Below are 23,672 nucleotides of genomic sequence, written 5' to 3' on the forward strand. Positions count from 1 at the left end.
CACCGGTATCAGGTTTTTGTCGCAAAATCATACAGGGATTGATGCGGTGTGTTGGCATTCTTTCGGTTGGGGACAATTATGAAACGACTTCTGATGGCTTTGTCTGCGGCCGTCTTGCTGTTGAGCGCTCCGGTGGCGAGCTTCGCGGGCAGCGCCTATTTCATCATGGATGCGAAGACCGGCAAGGTGCTGGCATCGAGCAATGCGGATGACCTCAACCATCCGGCGTCGCTGACGAAGATGATGACCCTGTACATGACTTTCGAGGCCATCCACCGCGGCAAGTTGAGTTGGAACACCAGGATCCCGGTCTCGCGCGCCGCCGCCGCCAAGCCTCCGACCAAGCTCGGCCTGAAGCCCGGCGGCACGGTGACCGTCCGCGAAGCAGTCGATGGCATGATCATCAAGTCCGCCAACGACGCTGCAGCCGCCATGGCCGAAGCGCTCGGCGGCAGCGAAAGCGGCTTTGCCCGGCTGATGACGCAGAAGGCTCGCGAAATCGGCATGCGCCGCACCGTCTTCCTGAACGCCTCCGGCCTTCCGAACATGCAGCAGGTGACGACGGCCCGCGACATGTCGACACTCGCCGTCGCGCTGATCAACAACTATCCCCAGGAATACCGGCTCTTCTCGCAGGTGAGCTTCAACTACCGCGGTCACTATGTGCGCGGCCACAATAATCTGATGTATCGCTATGAGGGCATGGACGGTATCAAGACCGGCTATACCAATGCCTCGGGCTTCAATATCGTCAGCGCCGTGCGCCAGGGTAATCGCCGCGTGATCGGCGTCGTCATGGGCGGTGCCACCGCACGCGGCCGCGATGCAATGATGGCGTCGTTGCTGGATCGCTATGTGCCGAAGGCAAGCCCGGTCGCAACATCGCGTCTGCTGGCGAGCGTCGGCGGCGGCAAGGTAGCGAATCAGGTCGAAGTAGCGTCGGCATCGGACGATGTTGCAGTCAATGTCGATACGCAGACCACCGCCTCGGCACCGCGCAAGCGCGCCGAAGTCGTTCCGATGGCGTTTGCGGCTGCCTCGAACGTCACCGTGCCGATGGATCGTCCGGCTGCGATGGACGAGATCCTCGTTGCCAACAAGCCGTCAGCGGCAGCCACCGGCGGCTGGCAGGTGCAGATTGCCGCGACACCGAGCGCCCAGGCTGCCAAGGAGCTGCTTTCGGAAGCGAAATCTCGCGCAGGCAACGCGCTTGCCAACGCCTCGCCCTATACCGAAGCCGTCGGCAAGGGCGGCAACACGGTCTATCGCGCCCGCTTTGTCGGCTTTGCAAGCCGCGACGACGCAAATTCCGCCTGCTCCGCTTTGAAGCGCAAGGACTTCGATTGCATGCTGCTGCCGAACAAGGGCTGAGATTAATCCCCATTGGATAGAAGCGAGCCGGCGGAGCAGATTTCCGCCGGCTCGACTTTTTTGCCGGAATCGTTCATTGATGTCGAGAACATAAGAGGAACGATTCCGATGCTGAAAGATCTGATGACGCAATTCGAAAGGGCGTCGGCGACCTATGCCGCCGACAACGGCATGGAACGTGACGACGATTGGTTCGTCCTGAAACTCCAGGAGGAGATGGGCGAACTGATCCAGATATGGAACAGGATCACGGGGCGGGGGCGCCGCAAGGGCATGAGCCAATCGGAGCTGGCGACGGCGCTTGCCGACGAAACTGCCGATGTACTCGGCCATGTCCTTCTCTTTGCGCATCGCAACGGCCTCGATCTCAGCGCTGCCGTCGAACGCAAATGGCGTTTCCGCCCTCGGGAATAATGAGGGCAGGTGGGTTTTAAGCCTTCGTGCCGCCCACTGTGATCTGATCCATCCGCAGATGCGGCTGGCCGACCCCGACGGGAACCCATTGGCCCGCCTTGCCGCAATTGCCGATACCGGTATCGAGCTTCATGTCATTGCCGATCATCGTCACGCGCTTCATGGCATCCGGACCATTGCCGATCAGCATGGCCCCCTTGATCGGAGCGCCGACCTTGCCGTCCTCGATGAGGTAAGCCTCGGTGCAGCCGAAAACGAACTTGCCCGAGGTAATATCCACCTGTCCGCCTCCGAAGGAGACGGCATAGATGCCCTTCTTCACCGAGGCGATGATTTCTTCCGGCGTCTTGTCGCCGCCGAGCATATAGGTGTTGGTCATGCGCGGCATCGGCGTATGGGCATAGCCCTGACGGCGGCCGTTGCCGGTCGCCTTCATGCCCATTAGCCGGGCGTTCTGACGGTCCTGCATGTAACCGACAAGCTTGCCGTTCTCGATCAGCACGTTATAGGCTGAGGGCGTGCCTTCGTCGTCGACCGTGATCGAGCCACGGCGGTTCTCCATCGTGCCGTCATCGACGACGGTCACGCCGGAAGCGGCCACTATCTGGCCCAAAAGGCCGGCGAAGGCTGAAGTCTTCTTACGATTGAAATCGCCTTCCAGCCCGTGGCCGACGGCTTCATGCAGCATGACGCCCGGCCAGCCGGAGCCGAGCACGACGTCCATCGTACCTGCCGGCGCCTCGATCGCTTCGAGATTGACCAGCGCCTGACGCAGCGCTTCGTCTGCGCCGTGGTGCCAATTGTCCTCTGTCACAAAATCACCGAAGCCGATGCGTCCGCCCGTGCCGAAGGAGCCGGATTCCTGGCGGTCGCCGTCACCGACGATGACGGAAATGTTGACGCGCGTCATCGGCCTGACATCACGCACGCGGTGGCCGTCGGCGCGCAGAATGTCGACCACCTGCCAGCTTGCGGCGATGGATGCCGTCACCTGACGCACTTTGAGGTCCTTGTCGCGCAGATAGGTGTCGATCCGCTGCAGGAGCTTCGCCTTTTCTTCGAAGCTCGGCGTGCCAATCGGGTTCTCGTCGCCATAGAGCACCTTGTTGGTGCGCTGGGGCGCGGCCGCATAGGAGCCGGCATAGCCCGCTGTTACCGCGCGCACCGCATCGGCGGCGCGCTTCAACGCGGTTTCGGAGAGATCGCCCGCATGCGCATAGCCCACCGCTTCGCCTGCAACGGCGCGAAGGCCGAAGCCTTGTTCGGTGTTGAAGCTGCCGCCCTTCATGCGGCCGTTGTCGAATGTCAGCGATTCGGCCTGGACATGCTCAACGAAAAGCTCGCCATCGTCGGCGCCCGACAGCGCTTCAGCAACGATGCCGCGCAGTTTTGCCTCGTCGGCATCGAAAAGAGTAAGGAGATCGGTATTCATGGGTCAGGTGCTCCGTTCAGAGCCGATGTAGGCTTCGCACGGCGCAAGAGCAAGCCCATGCCGTCAGGGAAGGGCGTCGTAACCGTCTGCGAAGCCCTTCAAGTCCACAGGAATGCCGATGCCTTCTTCCGGCGACTGAAAGACGATGAAGGTTGCGGTCGCGCCGCTGCGCAGCGTCTTCAGCAACTCGTCTTCAAGCACGACTTCAGCGTAGCAGCCGTCGGAAAAGCAGCGTACGAAATAAGCGCGGCCGATATCCTTGCCGTCTATGTTCAGGCCAAGACCGTTCGGCAGCAGCACGCCGAGCGGCGCCAGTACGCGCAGGATCTTGGATTTACGGTCGGCGGTCTTCAGCACGACGACGGAGAGGCCGATTTCCGGCCTGTCCTCGGCGATCACGTTCTGCATCAGCGCGCATTGCTCAGTCGAAGCGCCGGCCGGCTTGTCGCAGACAACGGACCACGCGCCATGGCTGGAACGGACCGTACCCGGCGGTTGCGGAACCTGGCTTGTCGGAACCTGCTGCGTATGCGGCTGCGGCTGGCCTTGCTGCTGGGGCTGCAATTGCTGGGTCTGCTGCGCCGGCGGCTGAGTCTGCTGTGCCTGTTGCGCCCATACGGGCGCCGCAACCGTGGCAGCGACGCTGCCGGTAACAAGCAAAAGCCGGGCGAGGGAACGAAAACCCATGGAAACCTCTAGATTCGAATCAGTGCCGCTATTGTTGAAGCCCAGGCCGGCAAATGAAAAGCCCCGGCTGCTGGATTCCAACCGACTACGGCGGAAATACGACCTCTACTCCATTTTGTCCCGGCGGCGCCATGGACCATCATGCAATTTTTCGTATGATGATGAAATGCTTGCCATGTGCGGAACAAGCATGGGGGAGATTCGCGCAAAAATGCCGCACTAACAAATGTCTTGAGTTGTTGCGGAGCACCCCAAACTGTGGTTTGAAGCGCAATGGATTGTAGGGATACTGCGTTTGAGGAAGATCTGGGATCAAACGCTGGAGGGAGAGACATCGTGATTAAGAGAGCTTACGCGGCTCTGACGGCTGTGATCTGTCTGCTTTTTGCGACAGGCAGCTATGCCGATCAGCCGAGACCCTGGGAAATCGGTTTGCAGCAGCCGGCAACCGGCAACATGCATCAAATCCGCTGGTTTGAGGCATACACGCTTTGGTTTATCATTCCGATCACGCTGCTTGTTCTGGCCCTCCTGGTGGTGGTCATGGTCAAGTTCCGGGCTTCCAGGAACCCGGTTCCGTCCAAGACGAGCCACAACACGCTGATCGAGGTCATCTGGACCATCGGACCGGTGCTCATTCTTCTCTTCCTGGCCATTCCCTCCTTCAACCTGCTGACCGATCAGCTAACCTTTCCGGAAAAGACGGATGTCACCGTCAAGGCGACGGCGACCCAGTGGCAGTGGAACTACGAATATGAGGGTAGCGGCGCGACTCCGGTCGCCTTCGATTCCTTCATGCTGAAGGAGCAGGATCGCACTGCTGCCGGCAAGGACGACAAGTCGAAGTATCCGCGCCTTCTTGCCGTCGATAACGAAATGGTCGTACCCGTCGGCAAGAACGTGCGCGTTCTCGTCACGGCCGCGCCGACCGACGTCATCCATTCCTTCGCCATGCCTGCCTTCGGCGTCAGGATCGACGCCATTCCGGGCCGTCTGAACGAGACCTGGTTCAATGCCGACCGCGAAGGCCTGTATTATGGACAGTGTTCCGAGCTCTGCGGCAAGGATCACTCTTTCATGCCGATCGCCATCCGCGTCGTCTCCGACGATCAGTATAAGCAGTGGCTGGCGGCCGCTGCGACCGATGTCGGCAAGGCGAACAAGGCTCTGATGGCCGCCGTCGATCAGCCGACGACCGTCAAGGTCGCCGAAAATACGGCGAAGTAAGGGGATAGGAACAATGGCTGGATCCACGGCACACGACGATCACGCGCATGATCTTCACGACGCCCATGCGCATGACGATCATCACGCTCATAAGCAATCTTTCGCCAATCGCTGGCTGTTTTCGACGAATCACAAGGATATCGGCACGCTCTATCTGATCTTCGCGATTTTCGCGGGCGTGATCGGCTTCCTGCTGTCCGTTGCCATCCGCATGGAATTGCAGGAACCGGGCATCCAGATCTTCAGCGGTCTGGCATCGATGGTCTATGGCTATTCCGGCGACGCCGCCATCGACGGCGGCAAGCAGATGTACAACGTCTTCGTCACCGCCCATGCGCTGGTCATGATCTTCTTCATGGTCATGCCGGCGATGATCGGCGGCTTCGCCAACTGGATGGTGCCGATCATGATCGGCGCGCCTGACATGGCCTTCCCGCGCCTGAACAACATCTCGTTCTGGCTTCTCGTTCCGGCCTTCCTGCTGCTCATTCTCTCGATGTTTGTCGAAGGACCGGCGGGTGCCTATGGCGCCGGCGCAGGCTGGACGATGTATGCGCCCTTGTCGGGTATTGTCGGCCATCCGGGTCCGGCGATCGATCTGGCCATCTTCGCTCTGCATATCGCGGGCGCCTCCTCGATCCTTGGCGCAATCAATTTCATTACCACCATCCTCAACATGCGCGCGCCCGGCATGACGCTGCACAAGATGCCGCTGTTTGCCTGGTCCGTCCTGATCACGGCCTTCCTGCTGCTCCTGTCTCTGCCCGTTCTCGCCGGCGCCATCACCATGGTGCTGACGGACCGCAACTTCGGTACGACCTTCTTCGCGCCGGAAGGCGGCGGCGATCCGCTGCTCTACCAGCACCTGTTCTGGTTCTTCGGCCATCCGGAAGTCTATATCCTGATCCTGCCCGGTTTCGGCATGATCAGCCACATCATCTCCACCTTCTCGCGCAAGCCGATCTTCGGTTATCTCGGTATGGCGTACGCCATGGTCGCGATCGGCGCCGTTGGCTTCGTCGTCTGGGCTCATCACATGTACGTGACGGGTCTTTCGCTCGACACGCAGCGCTACTTCGTCTTTGCGACGATGGTCATCGCCGTGCCGACAGGCGTCAAGGTCTTCTCGTGGATTGCGACGATGTGGGGCGGTTCAATCCAGTTCCGCACGCCGATGATCTGGGCGCTCGGCTTCATCTTCCTGTTCACGGTCGGCGGCGTCACCGGCGTTCAGCTTGCCAATGCCGGCCTCGATCGCGAACTGCATGCGACCTATTATGTGGTCGCGCACTTCCACTACGTTCTGTCGCTCGGCGCCGTCTTCGCCATCTTCGCCGCGTGGTACTATTGGTTCCCGAAGATGACCGGCTACATGTACAATGAGCGGATCGGTAACTGGCACTTCTGGATCACCTTCATCGGTGTGAACATGGTGTTCTTCCCGCAGCACTTCCTGGGGCGTGCGGGCATGCCGCGCCGCTACATCGATTATCCTGATGCCTATGCCGGCTGGAACTTCGTGTCCTCCATCGGCTCCTATGTCGCAGCCGTAGGCCTTTGCTTCTTCTTCTGGGGCGTTATAGATGCCTTCGCGAAGAAGCGCGTTGCCGGCAGCAATCCCTGGGGCGATGGTGCGACCACGCTCGAGTGGCAGCTGTCGTCGCCGCCGCCGCACCACCAATGGGAAGAGCTACCGCGCATCAGGTAACTCATTTCCGGATGCCGTGATAAACGGCGTCCGGCTCAACTGACAATTGGAAGAACGAATGACGGTCATCGACAATCACGAAGCGCTCGCGAAGCAAGGCGAAACCGGCCTGTCGGAAGCGGGTGCACGCGATTATTTCGAGCTGTTGAAGCCGCGCGTGATGTCGCTGGTCGTCTTCACCGCCTTCACCGGTCTGGTGCTGGCTCCCGGTCACATCAACCCCGTTCTCGGTTTCATCGCCATTCTCTGCATTGCCGTTGGTGCCGGTGCATCCGGTGCCTTGAACATGTGGTATGACGCCGATATCGACGCAGTGATGAGCCGCACGGCACGCCGGCCAATACCGTCCGGCCGCATCACCCCGTCGGAAGCTCTGGCCTTCGGCCTCGTGCTGTCGGGCTTTTCGGTGGTGATCCTAGGCCTGGCGGTCAACTGGCTTTCCGCTGGCATACTCGCCTTTACCATTTTCTTCTATGCCGTCGTCTACACCATGTGGCTCAAGCGCTCGACGCCGCAGAACATCGTCATCGGCGGTGCCGCCGGCGCTTTCCCGCCCGTTATCGGATGGGCCTGCGTGACCGGCAGCGTGCCGGTTGAGAGCATCGTACTCTTCCTCATCATCTTCCTCTGGACGCCGGCGCATTTCTGGGCGTTGGCCCTGTTCAAGATGCGAGACTACGAAGCCGTCGACGTTCCGATGCTGCCGAATGTCTCGGGCATTCCGACGACGAAGAAGCAGATCGTCGTCTATGCGGTGCTCACCGCCATCGTCGGTGTCGCGCCGGCCTTCATGGGCTTTGCCAGCCTTGGCTATGGCGTCGTTGCCGCAGCGCTCGGCGTGATCTTCGTGCACTGTTCCATCGCCGTCTGGCGCATGGCCGATGGCGATGTGAAGATGGTGCCGGCAAAGAAGCTCTTCGGCTTCTCCATTTTCTATCTTTTTGCGATCTTTTCCGCGCTGCTGATCGACCGGCTCGTTGCAGTTCTGATGTCGGGCGGCGCTGGAGGCTGGCTATGATCGAACTCGTCAAGCTAACGGAAGCGCAGAAGAAATCGCGGCGAGGGCGCAACATCGCGCTCGGCCTGGTATTAGCCGGTCTGGTGATCGTGTTCTATGCGATCACCATCATCAAGGTCGGTTCCGGACACGTTTGAGGAGGCGTGATGGAGGGGGAGGTCACAAAGAGCACGAAGGGCGGCACCCGGAACAACGGGCTGGTCGTTGCCATGTGCCTGAGCTTCGTCATCGGCATGACCGCCATGTGCGCGGCTGCCGTGCCGCTTTATCGCATGTTCTGCCAGGTGACAGGCTATAACGGCACGACGCAGCGCGTCGAGCAGGTTTCCAACGTCATCCTCGACAAGAAAATCCAGGTGTCCTTCGACGCCAATGTCGCGGCGGGCCTACCATGGGATTTCAAGCCGCTGCAGAAATCGGTGAGCCCGAAGGTCGGCGAGACGGTCGAGGTCAAGTTCCAGATCGAAAACAAGTCGGACAAGGCGGAGCGCGGCCAGGCGATCTTCAACGTCACGCCGCTGGAAGCGGGGGTCTATTTCAACAAGGTCCAGTGCTTCTGCTTCAATGAGACGGATCTCGCGCCAGGGGAAAAGCGCGAGATGTCGGTGGTTTTCTACGTCGATCCAGAGATCACCAAGGCCGTGGAAACCAAGACGATCAACGCGCTGACATTGTCTTACACCTACTACCCGCGGGAAGGCGCAAAGCCCGTGGCATCGAATGACGGCGCTGCGAAGCCGGTGGAAAAGAAACTTTGATGGAGACTGCTTTTCGGTTCGACCGGAAGCAATATGGGAAAAAGTTATTCGGGGATTGCTGATATGGCCGAAGTGCATCAGAGAAAACACGACTATCACATTATCGATCCCAGCCCCTGGCCGATCATCGCGGCCATCGGGGCCTTCGTGATCACCTTCGGCGGTGTCTGCTTCATGCGCTACCTGAACGGCGGGGCGGTGCATCTGTTCGGGATCAATTTCGCCCAGCCCTGGCTGTTTTTCATCGGCTTGGCCGTGATCCTCTACGTCATGTACGGCTGGTGGGCAGACACGATCAAGGAAGCGCAAGAGGGCGCGCACACCCGCGTCGTCTCGCTGCATCTGCGCTACGGCATGATCATGTTCATCGCCTCCGAGGTGATGTTCTTCGTCGCCTGGTTCTGGGCCTATTTCGATGTCAGCCTGTTCCCGAGCGAGGCGATCCAGGCATCGCGCACGGCCTTTCTTGGCGGTCAGTTCCCGCCGAAGGGCCTTGAGGTCCTCGACCCCTGGCACCTGCCGATCTACAACACCATCATCCTGCTTTTGTCCGGCACCACGGTTACCTGGGCGCACCATGCGCTGCTGCATGGCGACCGCAAGGGGCTGATCCAGGGGCTGACGCTGACCGTGCTGCTCGGTGCGCTATTCTCCTGCGTCCAGGCCTATGAATATGCGCACGCTCCGTTCGCGTTCAAAAACTCGATCTATGGTGCGACTTTCTTCATGGCGACCGGCTTCCACGGTTTTCACGTTCTGATCGGCACGATCTTCCTGCTGGTCTGCTTGGTCCGCGCCATCCGCGGCGATTTCACGCCGAAGCAGCATTTCGGCTTCGAGGCGGCGGCCTGGTATTGGCACTTTGTCGACGTCGTCTGGCTGTTCCTGTTCTTCTGCATCTACATCTGGGGCAGCTGGGGCGCGCCGCTCGCGGCCGGCTGATCGGTATCGATCTTTAGAAAGCAAAGGCGGGCGCTCGGCGTCCGCCTTTTGCGTTCTCAATCTCTCGAGACAATCCTTTCGAACGCAGTCGGATGGGGCAGGCCGCCGGCGAGCAACCGCCTGATTTCCTCAGCGCAGGTCTCGGGACTCTTCACCGATGTGTCGACTTCCAGATCGTAGATACCGGGCCGATGCACCTGCTCCTGCCATGCAATGACCTGCGCCGGAACGGGCATGCCTGCCTCAACCTTCACGTAAGTGCCCTGTCTTTCCGGCCCCTCCGTCAGCCGCCGCTGCATCACGACCTCGAGGGGGCAGCGCACGCCGACGAACAGGACGGGCAGCCCCGCAACCAGCCGGGCGCAATCGGCAAGGATGCCGAGCGGTTGCGAATAGGCGTCGTGATGGCCGAACTCGGCGACGACGTTCAGCCCCAGGCGGCTATGTGCGGCAATCGAGGCATAGAGTGCGGCATAAAAGCGCGGAACCAGCGGCTCGAGATCGGATCGCTCGCCGCCCGGCCGCAAGCCGATGCCCGGACGGTAGCGGGCGGGCGTGATGTGCCGCACATAAGCGTCGACGCCAAGATTGACCCATACGCCCTCGAAATTAGCCTGAATCGCATCGGCGATGCTGCTTTTCCCCGATCGCGGCGCACCGTTGAGAATGATGATCTGGCCGATCGGCCTGCCTTCTCTGAATGGCATGAATTCAATCCCTTTTGCATGTTTTTCAGGCTGATAAGGAGGACTTGAAAGCTTTTCGATTGGACGGATGCGCCCATCGCGGCTAGTTATAGTGATTAGGGGGCGAGGTTCATACGATCGCCCGCAATCGCAGGCTGATCGAGATAGAACTTTGAACTCAGAGCAGGACAAGACGCCGGACGAAGCATCCCATAGCGACAGCGCTCTCTTTGCGCCGGTCGATCCGTTCAAGGTCGGTATACAGGGATGTTGCCCGCGGTGCGGCCAAGGCAAGCTCTTCGATGGATTATTGTCGCTGAAACCGCGTTGCACCGCCTGCAATCTCGATTACGCCTTCGCCGATGCAGGCGATGGTCCCGCGGTCTTCGTCATCCTGATCGTCGGTTTCATCGTCATCGGCTCGGTCCTGTGGATGCAGATCAATTATGCGCCGCCGATCTGGGTCTATATCGTGCTGTTCGCGCCGTTGACGATTGTTCTGTCGCTTCTGTCCCTACGCTGGTGCAAGGGCATTCTGATCGCCCTGCAATATCGCAACAATGCAGCCGAAGGACGCGTCCATCGTGATTGAGTCCGCAGTGCCTGTGCGCCGCGCCAATCCCTTGTGGCAGATCGGCAAGGCATTGCTGCTGCTCGTTGCGTTCGTCATTCTGCTCGGCCTTGGTACATGGCAGGTCGAGAGGCTGCAGTGGAAGGAAGGCCTGCTGGCCGACATCGCCGCCCGCAAGGACGCACCCGCCGTGCCGTTGTCGGCGATCGAGACGATGGCCACTTCCGGCGGCGACATCGAATATCGCGTGGTGATGGCGACAGGCCATTACCTCAATGACAAGGAGCGGCACTTCCTCGCCACCTATGACGGCGATCCCGGCTATCATGTCTACACGCCGCTGCAGCTCAACGACGGCCGCTACGTCTTTGTCAACAGAGGCTTCGTCCCAACCGGGGCCAAGGAACCCGAAAAGCGCAGGCAGGGCCAGCTGACCGGCGAACAGACCGTTACCGGTCTTGCCCGCGCCAAACTTGCCGAGCGGCCGGACGGCATGCCGGATAATGATCTCGCCAGGAACATCTTCTTCTGGAAGGATCTGGACGTCATGGCGGAGAGCGTCGGCCTGCCGAAGGACAAGATGCTGCCCTTTTTCATCGATGCCGACAAGACACCGAACCCGCAGGGCCTGCCGATCGGCGGTGTTACCATCATCGATCTGCCGAACAATCACCTGCAATATGCCGTGACGTGGTATGGGCTGGCGGTGGCGCTGGCTGCCATCGTTGCAATCTCCTGGTGGCGCAAGCGCCATCCGGATGCGCCCTCACAATAGGGACATGCAATAGAATAGCTTCATTTCGATGGAATATTCGGCTAGAGCATGATCCCAAAAAGTGCGCAGCGGTTTTTGGATAAGATCATGCGGACTGAATGGAGCAGGCGGCTGGGCATCCCCATCTATGGCTCAGCCACCGTCGCGCATTTCGGAAGAGATATGAACATAGCCGTTTCCAAACCTGACCTGACCATCCGGCTTTGCGGGCCGCGCGGCTTCTGCGCCGGCGTCGACCGCGCCATACAGATCGTCGTTCTGGCATTGAAGGCCTATGGCGCGCCTGTTTATGTCCGCCACGAGATCGTGCACAATCGCTACGTCGTCGAAGGGCTCGAGGCCAAGGGTGCCATCTTTGTCGAGGAGCTGGATGAAATCCCGGCCGAACATCGTGCCCAGCCCGTCGTCTTCTCGGCCCATGGCGTGCCGAAATCCGTGCCGGCCGATGCCGATGCGCGCAACCTCTTCTATCTCGATGCTACCTGTCCTCTGGTTTCCAAGGTGCACAAGCAGGCCATGCGTCACAATCGCCTCGGTCGCCATGTCATCCTGATCGGTCATGCCGGCCATCCGGAAGTGATCGGCACCATGGGCCAGCTGCCTGAGGGCGCGGTGTCGCTGATCGAGACGGTAGAGGATGCCGACGTCTATGAGCCTGATGATCCCGACAATCTCGGCTTCGTCACGCAGACCACGCTCTCGGTCGATGATACCGCCGGCGTGATCGCGCGCTTGCAGGAGCGCTTCCCGAACCTCACGGCGCCGGCTGCGGATTCGATCTGTTATGCCACGACCAATCGCCAGGAAGTGGTGAAGGAGGCGGCCCCGGGCTGCGATCTCTTCATCGTCGTCGGCGCACCGAATTCCTCCAATTCCAAACGCCTCGTCGAAGTGGCGCTGAGGGCAGGGGCGAAGAAATCCGTCCTCGTCCAGCGCGCGGCCGAGATCGACTGGGACAATGTCGGCGATATCAAAACGGTCGGCCTCTCGGCTGGTGCGTCTGCGCCGGAAGTCATCGTCAATGAGATCATCGAAGCCTTCCGCGCCCGCTATAATGCCGTGGTGGAACTCGCTGAAACTGTGAAGGAAACCGAGAATTTCCTCGTCAATCGCGAGCTTCGCAGTATAGAGCTGACGACGGCGGACATGGCTTTCGTCAACGGAGAATGACAGGGCCGCTCTTCCTTCGAGGCCTTGCCGCTTGCGCTGACGCTGCATCGGCAAAGCACCTCAGGATGAGGTGGAGCGAGTTTCGCCGCAGATGCCAAGGAGGTCAGCCCTCATGGTGAGGAGGCCCAAAGGGCCGTCTCGAACCGCGGGGGCGGCTGGCTACGGTGGCATGCATGTATCAAGGGAATAATTCGTGGCTGTTTATACTGATATTACCGAAGACGATTTGAAGTGGTTTCTGACCGAATACGATGTCGGCGAGCTGCTCTCCTACAAGGGCATTGCCGAAGGTGTCGAGAATTCGAACTTCCTGCTGCATACGAGCCGCGATCCACTGATCCTGACGCTCTATGAAAAGCGTGTCGACAAGGGCGACCTGCCGTTCTTTCTGGGGTTGATGCAGCACTTGGCAAGCCGCGGTCTGTCCTGCCCGCTGCCCTTGCCGCGCCGAGACGGCGCCTTGCTCGGCCATCTCTCCGGCCGCCCTGCCGCCTTGATCTCTTTTCTCGAAGGCATGTGGCTGCGCAAGCCTGAGGCGCATCATTGCCGCGAAGTCGGCAAGGCGCTGGCGGCCATGCACATCGCCGGTGAGGGCTTTGACATCCGCCGCCCAAACGCCTTGTCGCTCGAGGGCTGGCAGACGCTTTGGGAAAAATCCGAGGCGCGTGCCGACGAGGTTGAGACCGGTCTGCAGGACGAAATCCGCGGCGAACTCGATTTCCTCGGAAAGCATTGGCCGAAGGATCTGCCCGAAGGCGTCATCCATGCCGATCTTTTCCCGGACAATGTCTTCTTCCTCGGCGACAGGCTCTCCGGCCTGATCGATTTTTATTTCGCCTGCAATGACCAGCTGGCTTACGACGTTTCGATCTGCCTCAACGCCTGGTGTTTCGAGAAGGATCACGCCTACAACATCACCAAGGGCATGGCGCTGCTCGAGGGCTATCAGAGCGTGCGACCGCTGAATGCAGCCGAAATCGCCGCATTGCCGACGCTTGCGCGCGGCTCGGCGCTGCGCTTCTTTCTGACGCGGCTCTACGACTGGCTGACGACGCCGGCCGGTGCGATGGTCACCAAGAAGGACCCGATCGAATATCTGCGTAAGCTGCGCTTCCATCGTCAGATCGCATCTGCAGCCGAATACGGGCTGAAGGCATGAAGCACGTCGACATTTTTACGGATGGTGCCTGCTCGGGCAATCCCGGTCCCGGCGGCTGGGGCGCCGTGCTTCGCTATGGCGAGATTGAAAAGGAATTGTCCGGCGGCGAAGCGGAGACGACCAACAACCGCATGGAACTGATGGCGGCGATCTCGGCGCTTGGCGCCCTGAAGAGCCCCTGCGAGGTCGATCTCTATACCGACAGCGTCTATGTCAAGGATGGCATCACCAAGTGGATCTTCGGCTGGAAGAAGAATGGCTGGAAGACCGCGGACAAGAAGCCGGTGAAGAATGCCGAACTCTGGCAGGCGCTGGACGAGGCCTATAACAGACACAAGGTGACGCTGCACTGGGTGAAAGGGCACGCAGGACACCCGGAAAACGAGCGGGCTGACGAGCTGGCCCGCAAGGGCATGGAGCCTTTCAAGCGGAGATAGTTCCGCCGATGGACCATGCCGCGCTAGTCATATCCCGCTCAGCAGTTTGGTAGCGATCATCCACATCGTAAAGGCGATGAGCGTTTCCAGAATGCGCCAGGACGAGGGTTTGGCGAAGATCGGCCGCAGCCATCTCGCGCCGAAGCCGAGCGAAAAGAAGAACAGGAAAGAGCCCGTCATGGCACCCGTTGCAAACGAGATCTCGTGCCCGGGAAACCGCGTCGAAATCGTGCCGAGCAGCACGACGGTATCGAGATAGACGTGCGGGTTGAGCCAAGTCAGCGCCAGGCACATGGCAAGCGTCTGCCGAAAGCTCGCTGATTTCACTTCTCCAGCAGCCAGGACCGCGGAGGAGCGGAAGGCGGAATAGAGGCTCTTGGCTCCATACCAGATGAGGAATGCCGCTCCCGCATAGCGCATGACCGGATCGAGCCAGGGTAGCAGGGCGGCGATTTGGCGAAAGCTCGTCACCCCAAGCACGATGAGCGCTGCATCGGAAAGAGCACAGGCGAGGCAGACGGCGAACACATGTTCGTTGCGAAGACCCTGGCGCAGGACGAAGGCGTTTTGCGCGCCGATCGCAACAATCAGGCTAAGCCCCATCGTCAGGCCTGTCAGATAAATCGAAAAATTCATGTTTGGGGAAAGGCTCCGAAATGAATGAGCATTTTCGTATCGCCGCGTGTGGGTTTAGGCTAATTAATGTTGCTAATCCAGATTAAGAAAAACTAAGCCATGCTCGACTATTCCGCTCTCCGTGCCGTCTCCATGGTCGTCCAGACCGGCAGCTTCGAAAGGGCCGCGGCCACTCTCAACGTTACGCCTTCGGCCGTCTCGCAGCGGGTGAAGCAGCTCGAAGAACGCTTGGGCATCGTTCTGATCGTGAGGGGCAATCCCTGCACCGCGACGGAGAAGGGCGAATGGCTCTGCCGTCATATGGAGAATGTCGGCATGCTCGAAGACGAGCTGTTCGGCCGCCTGCCGGCCCTCGTCGATCCGGGCGAACCCAAGCAAAAAGTCACGCTTCACATCGCCACGAATGCCGATAGCCTCGGGACCTGGTTCGTGGAAGCCATATCGGGTTTTGCCAGGCGCTCGCCCTATCTGCTGAATGTCGCCATCGACGACCAGGATCATACGGCCGAATGGCTGCAGCGCGGCCGGGTGATCGCTGCCGTCACCAGCCTGGAAAAGCCGATCCAGGGATGCCGGCGCACATCTCTCGGCGCGCTCCGCTATCATGCGACTGCAAGCCCCGATTTCATTGCCAGGTATTTCGCAGAGGGAGTTACCCCTGGAGCGATCCGGAACGCGCCGGCCCTGACCTTTAACCAGAAGGACAGGCTTCAAACCCGGTGGATATGCCAGACCTTCGGAGAGGATTTTGCCTATCCGAGCCATTGGCTGCCATCGACTCAAGGCTTTGTCGATGCCAGCCTCTCAGGCATGGGATGGGGCATGAATCCCATTCAGCTTGTACGGGAGCATCTGGAAAGCGGGCGCTTGGTTGAACTGATCCCCGGCACGCCGCTGGACATTCCGTTATATTGGCAGGTGAGCCGCCTCGCCGCCGACCGGCTTGCCGAGCTGACACGCGAGATCACTGCAACAGCCAAAGCTCATCTGTCAGCGTGAGCTCTGCTTCGAGCTGAACAGGTTGCCATTCGTCCGGCTGCTGGAACGCAATGTTCGCGAATTGGCGCCTTGCCCGGTTGCCCTTTCCCTCTATGCTGCCCCCCGACTTCAAGGGAGATCGCCTTATGATCCTGCATTGCGTTTTTCTGAGACTCAAATCCGCCCTAACACAGGACGAGAAGAGGGCGCTCTTCGACTCCGTCGTCGCCTTGCAGAAGGTCATTCCGGGCATTGTGGATGTGAAGCACGGGCCGAACGTCTCGCCCGAGGGCCTGCATGGCGGCTTCGCCGACGGATTTGTCGTCACCTTCGAGAGCGTCGAAGCGCGCGATGCCTATCTGGTGCATCCCGATCACGTCGCTGTCGGCGAGCGGATCGTTTCATCCACGGACGGCGGTCTGGCCGGCCTGATGGTCTTTGATTTCAACATTTAAGCGGCATGGTCGCAGGCAGCCTAGGCCTGCGACCATGCTCGTTGATTGATCAGCTCGATTTGGCCATCGCTGCAACGAGTTGATCAACGTTATAACGGAACATTCTTTCGTATGTCGAAGCCGGTCCGTCGGCCTTGGAAAGCGATTCGACATAAAGCTCGCCGCCAGGCTCGGCGCCGGTTGCCTTGGCGACCTGGCCGACGAGGCGCGGATCGTTCGAATTCTCGAAGAAGTAAGTCTTCACATGCTCGGTCTTGATCTGTTCGATCAGCTTGGCGACCTCGGCGGCCGACGCTTCCGTTTCCGTGGAAACGCCGAGCGGCGATAGGAAGCTGACCTTATATTCGCGGCCGAAATAGCCAAAGGCGTCATGGCTGGTTAGCACCTTGCGGCGATCGTCCGGGATCTTATCGAACTTGCTGTGTGCATAGGCGTCGAGTTCAGTCAGGATCTTCGTATAGCGCTCGGCATTGGCCCTGAAATCGGCGGCGTCGGCCGGATCGGCTGATGACAGTGCCTTTTCGATATTGGCGACCCAGATTTTCACATTGACTGGGCTGTTCCACACATGCGGATCGGTGACCGTCTTGCCATCATCGACCATGGTGCGCGTGTTGATGCCTTCGGAAGCGATAACAGGCGTTCCCTTGTAGCCGGAGGCGCTGATCAGCCGGTCCATCCAGCCTTCCAGGCCTTCGCCGCTGACGAAGACGACCTTGGCGGCATTCAGCGTCTTGGCATCGGCCGGCGACGGCTCGAATTCATGCGGATCGCCGTTCGGGCCGACGAGGCTCGACACCTTCACATGGTCGCCGCCGACATGTTTGACGACGTCGGCAAGCACGGTGAAGGACGCCACGACATTGAGCGTCTCGGCAGAAGCGGGTGCAGCGACGCCGAAGGCCAGGAAGGCTGCCGCAGCGGCTGAGAGGAGCAGTCTCTGTTTGTTCATGCGAGTCTCCTTGTGGATTAGCCCCGGAGATGGGGACGGGGGAAGAACCGCCGGGCAAGGCCCGAAGGTGCGAAGAGAATGGAGAAGCCATAGATCAGGCTGGCCGTGATGATGATGGTCGGGCCTGATGCAAATTCGAGATGGTAGGAGGCAATGAGACCGAGATAGCCCGACGCCGTCGCCGTACCCGTTGCGATCATCATCATGGCAGGCAGGCTGCGTGACCAAAGCTGCGCCACGGCCGCCGGCAGCATCATCAGTCCGACGGCCATCAGTGTGCCGAGCGCCTGGAAGCTTGCGACGAGATTGAGCACGACCAGCAGCAGGAACAGGAAGTGATAAAGCGGCCCGCGCCCGCCGACGGCGCGCAAGAATCCCGGATCGAAGCATTCCATGACGAGCGGCCGGTAGATGACGGCAAGCGCCAGCAGCGTTGCCGTGGTGATCGCGCCGATCTGGTAGAGGGCAGGCGCGTCGATTGCGAGAATGGTGCCGAAGAGCACATGCAGGAGATCGATGTTCGAACCGCGCAGAGACACGATGAGAACGCCGAGCGCCAGCGAGGTCAGATAGAAGCTGGCAAAGCTCGCATCCTCCTGCAGCACGGTCGCACGGCTGACGAGGCCGGACAGAAGCGCCACGGAAAGACCGGCGACCAGACCGCCGAGTCCCATGGCGGTCAGCGACAGCGAGCCGGCAACGAGATAGCCGATGGCGGCACCGGGCAGGACCGCATGGCTCATGGCATCGCCCATCAGGCTCATGCGTCGGAGCATCAGGAAGACGCCGATCGGCCCGGAGCCGAGGCCGAGGCAGATGCAGGCGATCAGGGCGCGCCGCATGAAGCCGTAATCCGCAAAGGGCGCGAGGAAGATGTCATAGACGGTCATTCGGCCGGCTCCCGCTTCGCAAGCTCACCACCGTAATGCTCTTCTTTCGGCAGGCATGTTTCGGCTTCCTCATCCCAGCGTTCGGCCATGGCGCGCGCCTTGATGAGATTGGCGGGGCTCATAATTTCCTGCGTCTTGCCCCATCCCACAAGTTCGCGGGCGATCAGGAGCGTTTCCGGGAAATAGCTTCGCACCTGCTCGAAATCGTGCAGCACGGCGATGACGGTCCGTTCCTCCTGGTTCCATCGCAGCACGAGGTCGAGAAGATCGCGCGTCGTGCGCTGGTCGATCGCCGTGAAGGGTTCGTCCAGCAAGATGACACGGGCATCCTGCAGCAGCAGCCGCGCAAAGAGCACGCGCTGGAACTGCCCGGCCGAAAGCGAGCCGATATGCCTCTTTTCGAAGCCTGACAGCCCGACGATGCCAAGCGCCTCGCGCGCCCGCTCGGCATCCTTGCGGGAGAACCGGCCAAAGGCTCCGGTATTCTTCCAGGCGCCGAGCATGACGGTATCGGCAACCGAAATCGGAAAGCGCCTGACGATATCTGCCGCCTGTGGCAGATAGCCGAAATCGTTGCGCATCAATGCGCCGCGATCGATCGACCCTCCCGCCGGCCGCAATTCGCCGATAATCGCCTTGAGCAGCGTCGACTTGCCGGCCCCGTTCGGCCCGGCGATCGCCGTCAGGCTGCCGGCTGCAAAGCCGCCCGAGATGTGATGAACGGCGGGATGGCGCTCATAGGTGACGGTGAGATTATCGAGGCGGATGAAATCGCTCATGCCAGCGCCACCGCCCAGCCGATGGCTGCCCAAAGCGCCGCAATGCCAATGGCCACATAGGCAAGGCGCGTCAAGGCGGAGCGTCCCATAAGAGACGACGCAAAGGGATCACGGTCAAAGGACATTTCAGGGCTTTCTAGTATGTAATAACATTACACGTTGTAGGCAATCAAATGCGGCGAGAAAGAGGCGGAGAGGGAATTGATGGCAGTTGGGCACCGGCAATTGGCATTTTATGCCTCGGATGCTATATATAGTGCATTATCTGTTATTCAGCCCTCGATCGAGCTGCAAGAGGTGACGCACATGAACGTTTCTATCGGCGAGCGCTGGGAAAAATTCGTTGAGAAAACGGTGGAAGAGGGCCGTTACAGCTCTGCCAGCGAAGTTGTGCGGGAAGGTCTCCGGCTCGTGGAAGAGCGTGAAGCAAAAATGGCAGCGCTACGGCGTACTCTGGAGGTATCGATCGAACGCGGAGGCGATATATCTGACGAGGAACTTGGTGCTGCTTTGGAAGTCAAGGCTGCTGAACTGGCAAAGGAAGGCCATTGAGTGTCTCGGCTTCGTTATACAGCCGCAGCTCAGGAAAATATCCTCGATATTCTTGTATTTATACCGCGCCAAAGCGGCAGCCCAACGATCGCTCTGCAATTTACCGAGCAACTACGTCGCAAGTGCGTAAATCTTGCGGCTTTACCCGGCCACATGGGTCGCCTGCGGCCGGAGCTCAGAGACGATATTCGTAGCTTCGCATTTCGTGGTTATGTGATCTTCTTCCGCTATATCGATGACGTTTTCGAGGTTTTGAATGTGCTCGAAGGGCATCGCGATTTCGATGCCTATTTCAATGAAGAAGAATGAGGCAGAGCGCCTTTGAGGCGCTCTGCATTTTCCGTCCGATAGTCTCAGAGCTGCCCGATCATCGCAGCCGCACCCGAAACGGTTGCCTGGCCGGGGTTTTCTTCGATGTTCAGTGTCTTCACCACGCCGTCTTCCACCAGCATGGAATAACGCTTGGAGCGGATACCAAGCCCGCCGGCCGAGAGATCGACGTCGAGACCGAGCGCCTTAGTGAAAGAACCGTCCCAGTCGGCGAGGAAATGGATCTTGCCCATGCCGCCGGACGATTGTGCCCAGGCGCCCATGACGTGCCAGTCGTTGATGGAGACGACGGCGATGTCGTCGACGCCTTTGCCGAGAATAGCGTCGCGGTTTTCGAGAAAGCCCGGCAGGTGGTTGAGCGAGCAGGTGGGCGTAAACGCGCCGGGAACGGCGAAGAGCACGACGCGCTTGCCGGCAAACAGCTGCTCGGTGCTGATCTCGACCGGGCCGTCGGCGGTCTTTTCCTTGAAGGTGGCGGCAGGCAGCGTGTCGCCGATGGCGATGGTCATGGCTCTCTCCTTGGGTCGTGGTTTCGGGGCGCTTGAACGGCCGCCGATGACATGAAGACGGTTCAGGGGACTATAGACCCGGCCTATTCAAGTGCAAGGGTGGTTTCCATCGCGCGATCGCCGTCGATGACAAGGATGCCCCAGCTCTTGCCCTTCGGATCATAATCCTTCGGCAGCTTGCCGATCTCTATATCGGCCGAAAAAGCAGCTCCCTCCCGCTTTGCGTTCGCCTGCTGAAAGAACACATAGCCCGATGGCCCCGTGACGTAGATTTCAGGCGCTTTCCCCGCCGCCTCCGGCAGCGTCAGATGCAGCGAAAGGCTCTTGGCGTCGGGAGAAATTTTGTAGCTCTGGACTGCGAAACTCGACGAGGGTGCTTCCGGCAGCAGAGCTTTTGCCGCATCCAGCAGGGCCAGCTCGTGCGATGTCGGCTGCTCGTTTGCTGGCAGCGGTAGCGAATATTCGACCTGGAAGGGGACGCAGATATCCTTGCAAAGGCCGACGAAGGCGGTCAGTTCGAGCTTTGCCGGCGTCTTGCCCGTGACACGAAGGTCGATCGGCAATGTGACCGGCGCATCGTAGCCGATTTCCTGTATGGGGCCGGCGCTGATCGGTTTCGGTATCGGATATCCGGTCTTTTCCACTATCACGCCGCTGCCGGGCGCCGGCGTTATTTGCGGCGGAATTCCGCCCTGGCCGGGCTCGCGCCAATAGGTAATCCAGCCCGGTTCCGGTTCGATCTGCAGGGCCGCGCGGATGTGCCCCTGGGCGTCGGGTGCCAGTGCGATCAGGCGCATTCGGCCGCCCTGATTATCCACCCACTCGCTCGTGGCGGCATGGCCCATCGAGGCGCTGAACAGGAGAGCGGCGAGCGGTGCCGCCAGACGGATGAGCTTTCTTATTTCAATCATGAAACAAGGATTTAGCGGATCGGATTGCCCGGAGCCAGCACGACCGGAGAAGGAAATGATCATTTTCAGTTGATTGATTTATGACATTGCCCCATCTTGATAATAGGCGGAGCAGTTGTGGACTGCGGTCAGGAGGCACAATGTCCCTATCGACGCTGAAGAATAGACGCGAAAGAGGCTTTCTCGACGGTCAGTTCCTGATCGCGATGCCCGGCATGGAGGATCGGAACTTCCATCGGACCGTCGTTTATATCTGCGCTCATTCCGATGCCGGTGCCATGGGCTTCGTCATCAACCGGGCACAGAAACTGACATTCACCGACGTCCTTCTGCATCTCGAGATGATCAAGGACGACGATGCTATCGTGCTTCCGCAAATGGCGCGCGATTTTCCGATCCAGACCGGCGGCCCGGTCGAAAGCGGCCGCGGCTTCGTCCTGCATTCCGACGATTACATCAGCGACAGCAGCATTCCGGTCAGCGATGACATCAGCCTGACGGCGACGCTCGATATCGTGCGGGCCATCTCGAAGGGGAGCGGCCCGAGACGCGCGACCATGCTGCTCGGCTATGCAGGCTGGGGTGCAGGACAACTCGAAGCGGAGATTGGCAACAACGGCTGGCTGAATTGTCCGGCAAATGAAGAACTGATCTTCGATCGCAGTCTCGACAACAAGTATGATCGCGCCCTGGCTCTGATGGGCATCAATCCCGCGATGCTGTCGCTGCAGGCGGGCCATAGCTGAGCCGATTTGCGTTATTTAGGAACGAAATGGCGCATATGACGTTTTCTGGATGGGGCAACGGCAATTCTGCCGTGCCGACCAAGGAGGCGTCAGACATGAGCAGCACGACCGATAAAGTGTCCGGTAAGATGAACGAAATGGCCGGCAAGGCCAGGAAGATGGCCGGCAAGGCGACCAGCGACAAGGAAATGCGCGCCAAGGGCTCTGCCCAGCAAGCCAAGGGCAAGATGCAGACCGCCGTCGGCAAGGCCAAGGATAAGGTCAAGGGCGCAGTCGATCGGATGTGACCGGCCGCTTGTATTTGTCAATCCATGGTCGTTGCTCCGTCTGAAACGACGTGGAAGCAGCGATAGTGGGAGGAGGAGCCTGTTGCGGAAACGTGGCAGGCTCTTTACGATGGTACACACTGCTCTCCGAGGAAACATGCGGCTTTTTACCTGCGATCATTGCGGCCAGCCTGTTCATTTCGATAACAGGCAATGCATCCGCTGCGGCCGCCAACTCGGTTTTGTCCCGGATCTCTTGGCAGTATATGCCTTGGAAGCCGAGGCTGATGCGAATTGGCATCTTGTTTCCGAACCGAGGCGGAATGCCCGCTTCTGCGCCAATGCTGAACTCGATATCTGCAACTGGCTCCTCGACGCGGACGATCCGCAACCCTATTGCGTCGCCTGCCGTCATAATCGCCTCGTACCGAATACCGATACGGAGCAAGGGATCGATCGATGGCGGCGTATCGGGCAGGCACAGCGGCATTTGTTCTATTCCCTTCTGCGCTGGAACCTGCCGCATCCCGACCGGATAGAGGACCCTGAAGGCGGGCTGGTGTTCGATTTCCTGGAGGATGACGTGCAGGGCGACACCGTCGTCCCGGCCATGACCGGCCACGAGGAAGGGCTGATCGCCATCCGCGCTGCCGAGGCTGACGACGTGACGCGCGAGCAGGCGCGCACGTCGATGAATGAGCCTTATCGCACCTTGCTCGGTCACTTTCGCCACGAGACCGGCCATTTCATCTGGAACAAGCTTGTCCGCGACCGCGGCAGGTTCGACGGCTTTCGTGCCGTCTTCGGCGACGAACGTGCCGATTACGGCATGGCGCTTCAGGCCCATTACGACAATGGCCCACCCGCAAACTGGCAGGAAAGCTTCATCAGCGCCTATGCAAGCTCTCATCCCTGGGAGGATTTTGCCGAATGCTTCGCGCATTATCTGCATATCGCCGATACGCTGGAAACGGCGCGTTCCTTCGGCCTGGCGATTGATCCCCGTAGCTACCACGGCATGGCTGCGGAGGTGGATTTCAATCCCTACAAGGCCGAAAGCGCCGGGCAGCTCGTCAATGCCTGGATCCCGCTGAGCGTTGCGATCAATTCCATCCAGCGCAGCATGGGACAGCCGGATTCCTACCCCTTCATCCTTTCGCCGCCGGTGGTCGCGAAGCTGGATTATATCCGGGACATGATCGACAGCGTGTGATCGCTACCGCCGCAGATGGGAGGGAGAAATGTTGCTTGGAGCAATTCCAGGAAAAGTGCGCGGCGGTTTCCCGTCCGGAATTGCGTAAAGACAAAGGATG

The 23,672-nt window shown here is 59.9% G+C and carries 30 protein-coding genes; 20 read left to right on the forward strand and 10 right to left on the reverse strand.

Translation table 11 applies throughout. The annotated features are described in order from the left end of the window. Positions 1 to 78 precede the first annotated feature (78 nt). Positions 79 to 1,371: a serine hydrolase gene (locus Q4Q11_RS00385; protein ID WP_498568214.1), complete on the forward strand. Its 1,293-nt coding sequence runs from the start codon at positions 79 to 81 to the stop codon at positions 1,369 to 1,371. 108 nt (positions 1,372 to 1,479) lie between these two features. Beyond that, positions 1,480 to 1,785: a nucleoside triphosphate pyrophosphohydrolase family protein gene (locus tag Q4Q11_RS00390; protein ID WP_112512356.1), complete on the forward strand. Its 306-nt coding sequence runs from the start codon at positions 1,480 to 1,482 to the stop codon at positions 1,783 to 1,785. Between the two features lie 16 nt (positions 1,786 to 1,801). Here Q4Q11_RS00390 and tldD read toward each other — a convergent pair whose 3' ends face one another. Next, a complete protein-coding gene (gene tldD, locus Q4Q11_RS00395; RefSeq protein ID WP_498568215.1) occupies positions 1,802 to 3,217 on the reverse strand; it encodes a metalloprotease TldD in 1,416 nt (471 codons plus the stop codon). 63 nt (positions 3,218 to 3,280) lie between these two features. Continuing rightward, on the reverse strand, positions 3,281 to 3,904 hold the full coding sequence (locus Q4Q11_RS00400) for an invasion associated locus B family protein (RefSeq protein ID WP_112512355.1): 624 nt from the start codon (positions 3,902 to 3,904) through the stop codon (positions 3,281 to 3,283). Between the two features lie 336 nt (positions 3,905 to 4,240). Between Q4Q11_RS00400 and coxB the strand changes: the two genes are divergently transcribed. The 6 genes from coxB to Q4Q11_RS00430 all read left to right on the forward strand — a co-directional run bounded on the left by coxB (position 4,241) and on the right by Q4Q11_RS00430 (position 9,557). Beyond that, the gene (gene coxB, locus Q4Q11_RS00405; protein WP_113213753.1) at positions 4,241 to 5,131 is read left to right on the forward strand and encodes a cytochrome c oxidase subunit II; all 891 of its coding nucleotides are present in this window, start codon (positions 4,241 to 4,243) and stop codon (positions 5,129 to 5,131) included. 13 nt (positions 5,132 to 5,144) lie between these two features. Continuing rightward, a complete protein-coding gene (gene ctaD, locus Q4Q11_RS00410) occupies positions 5,145 to 6,839 on the forward strand; it encodes a cytochrome c oxidase subunit I (protein ID WP_112512316.1) in 1,695 nt (564 codons plus the stop codon). Between the two features lie 58 nt (positions 6,840 to 6,897). Then, positions 6,898 to 7,857, forward strand: a complete 960-nt coding sequence (locus Q4Q11_RS00415) for a heme o synthase (RefSeq protein WP_498568216.1) — start codon at positions 6,898 to 6,900, stop codon at positions 7,855 to 7,857. After that, positions 7,857 to 7,994, forward strand: coding sequence for a cytochrome c oxidase system small membrane protein (locus Q4Q11_RS00420; protein ID WP_498568253.1), 138 nt, complete (start codon positions 7,857 to 7,859; stop codon positions 7,992 to 7,994). Before Q4Q11_RS00415 ends, Q4Q11_RS00420 begins: the two co-directional genes overlap by 1 nt. Before the next feature lie 9 nt (positions 7,995 to 8,003). Continuing rightward, positions 8,004 to 8,615 (forward strand): cytochrome c oxidase assembly protein, encoded by a 612-nt coding sequence (locus Q4Q11_RS00425; protein WP_498568217.1) that lies wholly within the window; start codon positions 8,004 to 8,006, stop codon positions 8,613 to 8,615. A 63-nt stretch (positions 8,616 to 8,678) separates the two neighbouring features. Next, the gene (locus Q4Q11_RS00430) at positions 8,679 to 9,557 is read left to right on the forward strand and encodes a cytochrome c oxidase subunit 3 (protein WP_498568218.1); all 879 of its coding nucleotides are present in this window, start codon (positions 8,679 to 8,681) and stop codon (positions 9,555 to 9,557) included. A gap of 56 nt (positions 9,558 to 9,613) precedes the next feature. Here Q4Q11_RS00430 and Q4Q11_RS00435 read toward each other — a convergent pair whose 3' ends face one another. After that, on the reverse strand, positions 9,614 to 10,264 hold the full coding sequence (locus Q4Q11_RS00435) for a chloramphenicol phosphotransferase CPT family protein (RefSeq protein WP_498568219.1): 651 nt from the start codon (positions 10,262 to 10,264) through the stop codon (positions 9,614 to 9,616). A 151-nt stretch (positions 10,265 to 10,415) separates the two neighbouring features. On the opposite strand from Q4Q11_RS00435, the gene Q4Q11_RS00440 reads away from it, so the two are divergent. The 5 genes from Q4Q11_RS00440 to rnhA all read left to right on the forward strand — a co-directional run bounded on the left by Q4Q11_RS00440 (position 10,416) and on the right by rnhA (position 14,355). Beyond that, positions 10,416 to 10,835, forward strand: coding sequence for a DUF983 domain-containing protein (locus tag Q4Q11_RS00440; protein ID WP_113213750.1), 420 nt, complete (start codon positions 10,416 to 10,418; stop codon positions 10,833 to 10,835). Further along, complete coding sequence (locus tag Q4Q11_RS00445) at positions 10,804 to 11,589, forward strand: SURF1 family protein (RefSeq protein ID WP_498568220.1); 786 nt, start codon at positions 10,804 to 10,806, stop codon at positions 11,587 to 11,589. Before Q4Q11_RS00440 ends, Q4Q11_RS00445 begins: the two co-directional genes overlap by 32 nt. A 162-nt stretch (positions 11,590 to 11,751) precedes the next feature. Then, entirely contained in the window at positions 11,752 to 12,759 is a 1,008-nt protein-coding gene (gene ispH / locus Q4Q11_RS00450; protein WP_112512353.1) for a 4-hydroxy-3-methylbut-2-enyl diphosphate reductase, read from the forward strand. A 193-nt stretch (positions 12,760 to 12,952) separates the two neighbouring features. After that, on the forward strand, positions 12,953 to 13,918 hold the full coding sequence (locus Q4Q11_RS00455; RefSeq protein ID WP_498568221.1) for a homoserine kinase: 966 nt from the start codon (positions 12,953 to 12,955) through the stop codon (positions 13,916 to 13,918). Then, a complete protein-coding gene (gene rnhA / locus Q4Q11_RS00460; RefSeq protein WP_498568222.1) occupies positions 13,915 to 14,355 on the forward strand; it encodes a ribonuclease HI in 441 nt (146 codons plus the stop codon). The genes Q4Q11_RS00455 and rnhA overlap by 4 nt, the downstream gene beginning before the upstream one ends. A gap of 27 nt (positions 14,356 to 14,382) precedes the next feature. Here rnhA and Q4Q11_RS00465 read toward each other — a convergent pair whose 3' ends face one another. Further along, entirely contained in the window at positions 14,383 to 14,991 is a 609-nt protein-coding gene (locus tag Q4Q11_RS00465) for a LysE/ArgO family amino acid transporter (RefSeq protein WP_113213748.1), read from the reverse strand. A 99-nt stretch (positions 14,992 to 15,090) separates the two neighbouring features. Here Q4Q11_RS00465 and Q4Q11_RS00470 point away from each other — a divergent pair, with 99 nt between their 5' ends. After that, on the forward strand, positions 15,091 to 15,990 hold the full coding sequence (locus Q4Q11_RS00470) for a LysR family transcriptional regulator ArgP (protein ID WP_498568223.1): 900 nt from the start codon (positions 15,091 to 15,093) through the stop codon (positions 15,988 to 15,990). A 125-nt stretch (positions 15,991 to 16,115) separates the two neighbouring features. Further along, entirely contained in the window at positions 16,116 to 16,424 is a 309-nt protein-coding gene (locus Q4Q11_RS00475; protein ID WP_112512306.1) for a Dabb family protein, read from the forward strand. A gap of 49 nt (positions 16,425 to 16,473) precedes the next feature. Here Q4Q11_RS00475 and Q4Q11_RS00480 read toward each other — a convergent pair whose 3' ends face one another. From Q4Q11_RS00480 to Q4Q11_RS00495, 4 genes are read right to left on the reverse strand one after another with little or no spacing between them, the layout of a single operon-like run. Then, positions 16,474 to 17,376: a metal ABC transporter substrate-binding protein gene (locus Q4Q11_RS00480; protein ID WP_498568224.1), complete on the reverse strand. Its 903-nt coding sequence runs from the start codon at positions 17,374 to 17,376 to the stop codon at positions 16,474 to 16,476. 17 nt (positions 17,377 to 17,393) lie between these two features. Further along, positions 17,394 to 18,266: a metal ABC transporter permease gene (locus Q4Q11_RS00485; protein WP_498568225.1), complete on the reverse strand. Its 873-nt coding sequence runs from the start codon at positions 18,264 to 18,266 to the stop codon at positions 17,394 to 17,396. Continuing rightward, the gene (locus tag Q4Q11_RS00490; RefSeq protein ID WP_498568226.1) at positions 18,263 to 19,045 is read right to left on the reverse strand and encodes a metal ABC transporter ATP-binding protein; all 783 of its coding nucleotides are present in this window, start codon (positions 19,043 to 19,045) and stop codon (positions 18,263 to 18,265) included. The genes Q4Q11_RS00485 and Q4Q11_RS00490 overlap by 4 nt, the downstream gene beginning before the upstream one ends. Further along, entirely contained in the window at positions 19,042 to 19,170 is a 129-nt protein-coding gene (locus Q4Q11_RS00495; protein ID WP_498568227.1) for a hypothetical protein, read from the reverse strand. Before Q4Q11_RS00495 ends, Q4Q11_RS00490 begins: the two co-directional genes overlap by 4 nt. A 79-nt stretch (positions 19,171 to 19,249) precedes the next feature. On the opposite strand from Q4Q11_RS00495, the gene Q4Q11_RS00500 reads away from it, so the two are divergent. Next, positions 19,250 to 19,597, forward strand: a complete 348-nt coding sequence (locus Q4Q11_RS00500) for a type II toxin-antitoxin system ParD family antitoxin (protein WP_498568228.1) — start codon at positions 19,250 to 19,252, stop codon at positions 19,595 to 19,597. Continuing rightward, entirely contained in the window at positions 19,598 to 19,906 is a 309-nt protein-coding gene (locus Q4Q11_RS00505; RefSeq protein WP_498568229.1) for a type II toxin-antitoxin system RelE/ParE family toxin, read from the forward strand. 44 nt (positions 19,907 to 19,950) lie between these two features. Here the strand turns inward: Q4Q11_RS00505 and Q4Q11_RS00510 are convergent, their stop codons facing one another. Further along, the gene (locus tag Q4Q11_RS00510) at positions 19,951 to 20,436 is read right to left on the reverse strand and encodes a peroxiredoxin (RefSeq protein ID WP_113213744.1); all 486 of its coding nucleotides are present in this window, start codon (positions 20,434 to 20,436) and stop codon (positions 19,951 to 19,953) included. Between the two features lie 83 nt (positions 20,437 to 20,519). Beyond that, entirely contained in the window at positions 20,520 to 21,347 is an 828-nt protein-coding gene (locus Q4Q11_RS00515) for a protein-disulfide reductase DsbD domain-containing protein (RefSeq protein ID WP_498568230.1), read from the reverse strand. 140 nt (positions 21,348 to 21,487) lie between these two features. On the opposite strand from Q4Q11_RS00515, the gene Q4Q11_RS00520 reads away from it, so the two are divergent. The 3 genes from Q4Q11_RS00520 (at position 21,488) to Q4Q11_RS00530 (ending at position 23,572) form a co-directional block, all read left to right on the forward strand. Then, positions 21,488 to 22,093 carry a YqgE/AlgH family protein gene (locus Q4Q11_RS00520; RefSeq protein ID WP_112512299.1) on the forward strand — a complete coding sequence of 202 codons (606 nt, stop codon included), beginning with the start codon at positions 21,488 to 21,490 and terminating at the stop codon, positions 22,091 to 22,093. A gap of 95 nt (positions 22,094 to 22,188) precedes the next feature. After that, positions 22,189 to 22,380, forward strand: coding sequence for a CsbD family protein (locus Q4Q11_RS00525; RefSeq protein ID WP_112512351.1), 192 nt, complete (start codon positions 22,189 to 22,191; stop codon positions 22,378 to 22,380). Positions 22,381 to 22,516: 136 nt separating this feature from the next. Next, the gene (locus Q4Q11_RS00530) at positions 22,517 to 23,572 is read left to right on the forward strand and encodes a zinc-binding metallopeptidase family protein (protein WP_498568231.1); all 1,056 of its coding nucleotides are present in this window, start codon (positions 22,517 to 22,519) and stop codon (positions 23,570 to 23,572) included. Positions 23,573 to 23,672: the final 100 nt, after the last annotated feature.

The sequence above is a fragment of the Rhizobium sp. UFLA01-1127 genome (genome assembly GCF_059803845.1).